The sequence below is a fragment of the Trichocoleus sp. DQ-U1 genome, assembly GCF_039961925.1.
Classification (GTDB): domain Bacteria; phylum Cyanobacteriota; class Cyanobacteriia; order Cyanobacteriales; family FACHB-T130; genus FACHB-T130.
In genome coordinates this window covers 1-8,059 of the sequence record NZ_JAMPKB010000136.1, presented here as the reverse complement: position 1 = coordinate 8,059, position 8,059 = coordinate 1, and the positions used below count along the sequence as shown (strand labels likewise).

At 46.5% G+C, this 8,059-nt stretch carries 5 protein-coding genes and 1 pseudogene; 3 read left to right on the top strand and 3 right to left on the bottom strand.

Annotation, left to right across the window (positions count from 1 at the left end; all coding sequences use genetic code 11):
- Positions 1-240 precede the first annotated feature (240 nt).
- Positions 241-2,085: a family 10 glycosylhydrolase gene (locus tag NDI34_RS27110; RefSeq protein ID WP_348234381.1), complete on the bottom strand. Its 1,845-nt coding sequence runs from the start codon at positions 2,083-2,085 to the stop codon at positions 241-243.
- 375 nt (positions 2,086-2,460) lie between these two features.
- Here NDI34_RS27110 and NDI34_RS27105 point away from each other — a divergent pair.
- Together NDI34_RS27105 and NDI34_RS27100 are read left to right on the top strand one after the other, a co-directional pair.
- Positions 2,461-2,841, top strand: a pseudogene (locus NDI34_RS27105) (SulP family inorganic anion transporter); the annotation flags it as partial.
- Positions 2,842-3,702: 861 nt separating this feature from the next.
- Positions 3,703-4,230, top strand: a complete 528-nt coding sequence (locus NDI34_RS27100; protein WP_242028965.1) for a hypothetical protein — start codon at positions 3,703-3,705, stop codon at positions 4,228-4,230.
- 79 nt (positions 4,231-4,309) lie between these two features.
- Here NDI34_RS27100 and NDI34_RS27095 read toward each other — a convergent pair whose 3' ends face one another.
- Together NDI34_RS27095 and NDI34_RS27090 are read right to left on the bottom strand one after the other, a co-directional pair.
- Positions 4,310-5,446 carry a mechanosensitive ion channel domain-containing protein gene (locus tag NDI34_RS27095; RefSeq protein WP_348234380.1) on the bottom strand — a complete coding sequence of 379 codons (1,137 nt, stop codon included), beginning with the start codon at positions 5,444-5,446 and terminating at the stop codon, positions 4,310-4,312.
- Complete coding sequence (locus NDI34_RS27090) at positions 5,421-6,419, bottom strand: mechanosensitive ion channel domain-containing protein (protein ID WP_190528807.1); 999 nt, start codon at positions 6,417-6,419, stop codon at positions 5,421-5,423. Before NDI34_RS27090 ends, NDI34_RS27095 begins: the two co-directional genes overlap by 26 nt.
- Before the next feature lie 59 nt (positions 6,420-6,478).
- Between NDI34_RS27090 and mnmE the strand changes: the two genes are divergently transcribed.
- Positions 6,479-7,864: a tRNA uridine-5-carboxymethylaminomethyl(34) synthesis GTPase MnmE gene (gene mnmE, locus NDI34_RS27085; protein WP_348234379.1), complete on the top strand. Its 1,386-nt coding sequence runs from the start codon at positions 6,479-6,481 to the stop codon at positions 7,862-7,864.
- Positions 7,865-8,059: the final 195 nt, after the last annotated feature.

Below are 8,059 nucleotides of genomic sequence, written 5' to 3'. Positions count from 1 at the left end.
ATTTCTTGGTGAATTTGGTCTGTGGATTAATTGCCTATTGCCATCAGCCTAAGAAGCCCTCTCTCAATATCAATGCGTTTTTCCTCCCTTCGGCTTAACCCGAACTCAGGTTAAGAAAAACAAATTTCTTGTCCGTACCGGCGATACAAACTCTCAGGGGATTTATAAACCGCGTAGGGGCTTTTTGATTGCCATGCCCCTACAAAACGGCAATGATTCCCGGTTATTTAGTCTTAATTCCTAACGAGATGCTTTCCACCCGTCCAAAAGATTTGGTCGCTCTACGGACGTAGGAAAGAGTCCTTTAAAGGCAGCCTGTCTGAGGTCTGGCTTTTCGGGGGTCATATTCCACAAGCTTTCATAGAAGAAGAATGACATCCCGGCAAATCCACGCTGACGAACCGCTGCAACTTGCTCCTGAATTTGTGCAGCCTTAACCGGGTGAGGTTTCACGCCGCTGAGGATGCCGATGGCGACGGGGATATGGCGCTTTGCTGCTTTGACTTCTGGGCGCTCTAATTCCCCAATGAAGCGGCTCAGATCATCTCGATAGATTTGGACGATCAGTTCCTCAATCAGCCCCTGCTGTTCCCACTTCTGCCAGTCGGCTAGAAAGGAGTTGTAAGAGAATTCTTGGGGATTGGGAGAAAGGGCAAAAATAACGTTGGGTTTGCGGTCTTTGACGGCCTTGAACAACTGTTTCAGATAGGCAGTAATTTTGTCAGCCCGCCAGCGTATCCATTGAGGATCTTGGGCGTTGGCGGGAGGAGATTTCCCACCGTTTTCTTTCTTGTACAGTTCGACGGTAAAGGCGTCGTAGCCAAAATCGGCGGGAAAGCCGAAGTGGTCATCGAATTGAATGCCGTCAACATCGTATTTGCTAACAATTTCGACGACTAAATCTTGGATAAAATTCTGCACTTCGGGACGCATTGGATTCAGCCAAACTCGGTTATGCGTTCCTTCTTTCCAAGTTTGAGAACCGTCGCGTTTTTTGAGTAGCCATTCGGGGTGGCGTTTGGCGAGGTCAGAATCAGCAGGTGCCATGAAGCCGAATTCAAACCAGGGGATGACTCCCATGCCTTTTTGATGTCCCTGGTCTATGATTTCTTTGAGGATATCTCGTCCTTGTAAGCCTGGGGTGGGATCGAGCGATCGCCCGGTGACTTTTTGGGCTACAGCACTGGGATATAGGGTGTAACCCCAATTCCAAACGGTGGGATAAACGGTATTGAAATTTAGCTCATCGAGGCGTTGCAGGGCTTTGCTAAGGCGATCGCGCTCAAACAACACGTCACTATCAATATTCGTCAGCCACACCCCCCGAATCTCTTCGGACTGCGCGGTAGGCGGCGTCCCAGCGCTAACAATGTATTGGGAAGGGACTAATCCAGCAGTTCCGGTGGCTTGACACAAGAAAGCTGCAACTTCTGCACGACTGGCTAGCTGATTGGGATTGAGTGTCTTGACGTTGGGGTAATTGACCACGATTTGTTTTTCGGTCGCAGCAGCGATCGCATTCCGCGCATAGCTTGGAATTGCCGTTGCATCGGTAAATGCCCCCGTCAAAGTGCTACTCACCGCCTGAGTGGGGGAATACTTCAAACCACTCGCCAAAGATACCAACGCTTGCGATCGCGGGATTTTTTCGTTCGGTTTGAACACCCCACCCGGATAACCCGACATAAATCCCTTTTGATAGGCTTTACGAATTGCATCTACCGCCCAGGAATTTGCTGGGATATCCGCAAACTGACCGCCGCTACGAACGTCCGCTGTATTGGGGAAAGCTTTGCCAACCATCGCGGCAAACTCACCCCTGGTTACGGGTGCCTTTGGTCGAAAACTTCCATCCGGGTAGCCACTAATAATCTGCTTTTGTGCCAACTGTTCTATACAGGGTTGCGCCCAAAGTCCTTCCACATCGAAAAATTTTGTCTGAGCAAATGCGGCAGGGTTTACCAGCGTCATGGTGAAGCTAAAGGCAACCAGGAAGATAAACCAAGCTTGACGCCCAAAGGCACGGCTAAACCAAACTAGCCCATCTGCGAAGCTCGTAAAAAGTCGTTTGACAGCGTATTTCAATCTCTACCTCAATCAGGGTGTACGAAAACTTCCCCAAATATTATGGAACCACAAATCATGACTTGGGCATTTCGGCAAAGGTTGCAGCAAGTTGACTGGGTAAAGGTTGTGGTGTCATGGAAATCATTGGGAATCGAAAATCGCGATCGCTCCCTTTAAGGATGCTGCAAGTGCAACCAGCATACAAGTTTTGAAGTGGCTGATGATTGAAAGGATGGCGGGGTAGGTCTTGTACCTGCCCTTCTCAATACCTGGGTATCCGCAAAATGTACCCTACATCGTCCGGCAATTAGGCAGTGTTAAACTTTTTGACTTGTTAGTAGAAACAAGGGGAAATGTCTTCAAGGACGAGAGTAAAATTGGAGTAATAATCGCACGATACCGGGTTCATTAATAGGATTGGTTTTAGCGATCGCGATCGCATCTTATTTCCATCTCAATGTGCCCACAATTGGAGCTATTCCCCAATCCTTGCCGATGCCGCAAGGGATTCCCTACTGGAATGATTTTGGATTAATTCGAGAACCGATCGATCCGGCTTTGGTACTCGCAGCACTCGGCAGGATCGAGTCTTTATTATCAGCCGTCGTGGCGGATGGGATGACCGTGAGTGAGAAACACAATAGCGATCGGGAACTCATTGGTCAAGGCTTAGTGAATATCATCGTTCCCTTCTTTGGGGGAATTCCGGCTACCGGCGCGATCGCCCGTACCGTCATCAATGTCCATTCTGGTGGGAAAACCCGTCTTTCAGGGGAACAGAAGCCTTCTTGAAGTAGAGGCGCGATCGCTTCGTTGACGTTCAAATGTGGAAGGGCGAACCGACAGGTCGGCGCTTCGCTATCGCTTAATTTACTAACTTTTGCGTATTCGCATCTACTATAAGTCTGGGTTTGGCTAAGAAAGCTGAAGATTACTTAATAAATCCCCCAAAGCTGCTGTCTCCTCTGCTACAGTTTTCATTTATACAGCCAAGAAAGAAGCAGATGTGTTTCTAAATCGCTCAAAAAGAGCCGAGTCTGCTGCTGTTGCTTTGTCAGCAATTTCTCATTCTTTCGGTAGTTTTATCAGGTAGGTGTGCAATGTTTGCATAGCGGCAATCAATCCTTATGGATTTTCTGCATAAAGCTCTTTCACTTAGACACAAGCTGTAGGTGGTTTCAAAAATTAGAGTTGCGGCTTTTCATAAAATACGTAAGGTCTAGGACATTCGTATGCCGCCAACATCCAGCAAAGTAAGAGCGCTCTTAGCACATCGTAGTGTTGTCCGATCGAGCCGTTGGCATTCTATGTTCAGAGCCAGCACTTATGACTTTAAGAACTATAACGATATGTTAAGTTTTATTACATTTTATTCCTTGTTAAGGGAAAAGCCGAATGCCCCTGTGTAGCAAATAACCGGGTGTACGCATACATTCAACAACCCCTATAGGACTCTCAATCCAAGCTCAGCACTGTTCTAGCTACCTTTGGACAGGCAAGCTGAGATCACTTAAATTAAGTGATAGAGATCACGAAGCGAAAAGATAGCAGTCATTGTCCTGTTAGGACGCGATCGACCGAACGCTCCCAAAATCACCCGATATAAGGAAGCAAAAAGAAACTTAGATTGAAAAAATGTTAATTAAACTCCCTTTGGTACTCGCCATGACTGACCTTTATGATTCAGAAGATGTTCAGGCAAACCACAAGCGATCGCTCAGAAGACTCGCCAAGGCGATCGCGCTTTCTCAAGGTGAGTTCTCGCTGATTTTGGTTTCCTGTAACTATCCCCAGTTACAAGAGCAAATGGCAAAGCTGCTAAAAGAAATCTCCACGGTCGAAATTCAAGAACTCGTCCTGCATCCTTCGGTAAAGACGCTTTATACAACGATTCAAAAAACAATTGAAGATCGGCAGCCGCAAGCCTTGATGGTCTTCGGTCTAGAATCTGTGGTGGACATTAATCAAGTACTTACATCGACGAACCTCGTCCGGAATCAGTTCCGCAAGCAGTTCGCCTTTCCGCTAGTGTTGTGGGTGAGCGATGAAATTCTGCAAAAGCTGACTCGGATGGCACCAGATTTTAAAAACTGGGCGACCACCGCCATTCGATTTGAGGTTCCCAACAATCAGTCGATAGAGTGGACAGCCATCACCGCTTGAAAGAGGAGCATCCTGCAAGATGACTAACGCGCTGGCAGTCTCTAGGATGACCTATCTAGCCATAACTGTATAGGCGTCATTAAATAGTCACTGGTGACTCAACATAAATTGTTGGTTCCTGCATCTTAAACTCTATGCCATACTCGAGCAGATGCTTGGAGATTTTTTCGTTCGCCAATTCCAGTAGATGCTTTCGCAGTTGAATCGAGTTTTCACTGGAACCCAGAATAAAAAACGTTACCCTCGCTCTTGTTGTTTGCTTTTCTGCATTATTCATTAACGTAATATTTGTACTACCGGGATCGATCCCGAATACAGAGTCTGTACTCTGATTAATGACTTGCTGTACTAGCGCCTGTTCCCGATCTTCTAGTAACTGAAAAAAATCTAGATAAAGTAAAACCATTACTTTCTTGCCCATCGTCACATTCTCAATTTCTAAATTTGCCAATGTGGAATTGGGCACAATATATAACGTACTTTTAGCCGCCGTGCGAATCTTAGTAGAGCGCAAACCAATCGATTCAACGCGACCAAACAAACCTCCGGGTACATTGCCAATTGAAGGCAGACGAATATAATCCCCAGGAACAAAAGGGCGATCTAAATACAAAACAATCGTCCCTAAAAGCTGCTCTAGAGTCTTTTGAGCCGCAAACGCCACCGCCAATCCACCAATGCCTAAACTTGCCATCAAGCCAACTAAATTGAATTGCTGACTTTGAGCAAAAGCCAGAATGGCGATGAAGCCGATCGCAACATTTACTAAAGTCTCAATTACCAAAATCAGTTCATCAAAATCTCGACTAAATTTCCCAAGTATATCAATTCCATAAATTCGGATAAACTGCCGAAACAACCGGGATATTAACCAAGCTACGCTAACAATGACAGCTAAATCTACAAAAGGTTTGATTAATTTATAAAGGGATTGATAATCTTCAATCCAGGTTAGAGAAAGAGAGATAAGGATAAATGTACCCGCCACTCTAAACAAGTGTTTGATTGGCTCGATTAAGTCTTCATAAATACTCGTTACTTTCTCCGATGCAAAGCGGCGGACGATTAATTTGCTGATCCCAGGTGTGTATCGTCCCAATAGCAAAGACAGGAGGACAAACAGCAAGAAAATAAGGGGTTTGGAAATATCAATTTGAAGAACCTGATAACGAATATCGGCAAGGTTTAGATTAGATAGTAATGGGTGAATCCACATAAATTGTTGGTTCTTCAATGTCGAAGACAATCCCGTAATATTTCAATTTATCTGTAATATTTTGACTCGCAATATCGAGGAGTTGACGCCGCAATCCCATCGACACTTCGCTAGAACCTAAGATAAAAAAAGTGATTTGTGCTTGCGTTTTGCTCTCGCTATCCTTGCTCAAATCTTTAAATGTAACTTCGGTGTTGCGCGAGTCGATTCCAAAAATATCCTCTGTACTGTCTAAGATGACTTGACGAATTAAGGCACGTTCTTCGTTCTCAATTTTTCGGTCGAAGTTTAAGTAGATGAGAGCCATAACTTTCTTGGCACCCGAAAAATTCTCAATATTCACCTGTGTTAAGGAACTATTCGGTACGATTACCAATGTTCCTTTGCCAGAGGTGCGAATTCTGGTGGAACGCCAGCCAATTGACTCAACTCTGCCAAAAATCCCATCTGGCAAGCCAATATAGTCATCGACAACAAAGGGACGATCGAGATAAATGACAATGCCTCCTAATACTTGTTCCAAAGTTTTTTGAGCAGCAAAGGCAACAGCTAAGCCGCCAATCCCTAAACTGGCTACTAAACCAAAAATATTAATTTTATGAGTTTCGGCAAAAATAACGATAATCAAAAATACAATAATGAAATTAGCAATTAATTTAGCCAGAATTAGCAGTTCGCTATTGATTTTACGTCCGCTGTTGATCGCAGCATCTAAGAGATAGATATCAAAAACCTGCTTAAACAGGCGAGAACCCAACCAACAGGCAGCGATCGCGAGAGATAAACTAACTGCAAATTCGATTAAACCCGACTGAAAAAAAGCTGGGATTAAGTGTATGGCAGTGTCAGCGATCGCTAGCCCAATGACAACTCCCAATAAACCCTCATAAGGCTTAACGACTTTTTGATAGGCTTCAAGAGCCTGGGAAGAAACTAATTGCACAACTTCTGAGAATTCTGGTAATTCTTCCACTTTATTACAGCAGAATGGAAATTGATAAGCTTTTCATTTAACCCGAATCTCAAGGCAAGATGTCTGAAACGTTTGTGCAGGGGGGAACAATCGCCGCGATCGCTACCGCTGTTGTTCCCCAGCAGGGGAGTGTGGGGATTGTGCGCGTATCGGGAGCGGAAGCGATCGCGATCGCGCGTACCCTCTTCCACGCACCAGGGAAGCAGCAGTGGGAATCTCACCGCATCCTCTACGGATATGTGCGCCATCCCCAGACGCATGATGTGGTAGATGAAGCACTGTTGTTGATGATGCAAGCGCCTCGCTCCTACACCCGCGAAGATGTGGTAGAGTTCCACTGCCACGGCGGAATTATGCCAGTGCAGCAGGTATTGCAGCTGTGTTTGGAGGCGGGGGCAAAATTAGCACAGCCGGGAGAGTTTACCCTGCGGGCATTTCTGAATGGGCGTTTGGATTTGACGCAGGCGGAGAGTATTTCCGATCTCGTGGGAGCGAAATCGCCTCAAGCGGCTCAATCAGCGCTTGCCGGGTTGCAAGGGAAGTTGCAAAAGCCGATTCGCTCCCTGCGTACCACTTGCCTCGACATCTTGGCAGAAATTGAAGCCCGAATCGACTTTGAGGAAGACTTGCCACTGTTGGATGAAGCGGATATCATCGCCCAAATCGAGCAGATATTGGCAGAAACTACAAAAATCTTGGCAACTGCCGCACAAGGCGAACTCCTCCGCACTGGCTTAAAAGTGGCAATTGTCGGGCGTCCCAACGTCGGGAAATCGAGTTTGCTGAATGCTTGGAGTCGGAGCGATCGCGCCATCGTCACCGACCTTCCCGGCACCACTCGCGACGTTGTAGAATCGACTCTGGTCGTCGGTGGAATTCCCGTGCAAGTGCTAGATACTGCCGGGATTCGGGATACCGCTGATGTGGTGGAAAAGATTGGGGTTGAGCGATCGCGCGATGCCGCCCAAGCCGCTGACTTGGTACTACTCACCATTGATGCCCAAGCCGGTTGGACGCCCGCTGATGGAGAAATCTACGAACAGGTACAACACCGCCCCCTCATTTTAGTGATTAACAAAGTTGACCTGGTTGGGGAGATTCCAGAATTTTCCCTCCCAGACACTATTCACCGGGTTGTACCCACCGCAGCCGCCCATAACCAAGGCATTGACGCCCTAGAAGAAGCCATTTTGGATGCCGTACACACCAGCAACCTCAAGGCAGCCGACTTGGATTTAGCGATTAACCAGCGGCAAGCAGCGGCGCTAACGAGGGCTAAAACTTCTTTGGAACAAGTGCTGGCTACGATTACCGATCAACTCCCTCTCGACTTCTGGACAATTGACTTGCGGGGTGCCATTCAAGCTTTAGGAGAAATCACCGGAGAGGAAGTCACAGAATCGGTTCTCGATCGCATTTTTAGCCGATTTTGTATTGGGAAATAGGTAATGGATAATTGGGAATGGGTTTTCAGAAGTCTCTATTACCAAAATGCATTATTCTGTAGCCCCCGTAGGTAGGGCTAATTAGACCTCCTGCATGAATGGTCAAGTAGTGTGCCAGTTCATAATCGAGATTGCACAATAAGGGAGTAGATCAGCATCAAGACACTGGGGAGTTGGTATGCCGTATACGGAGCT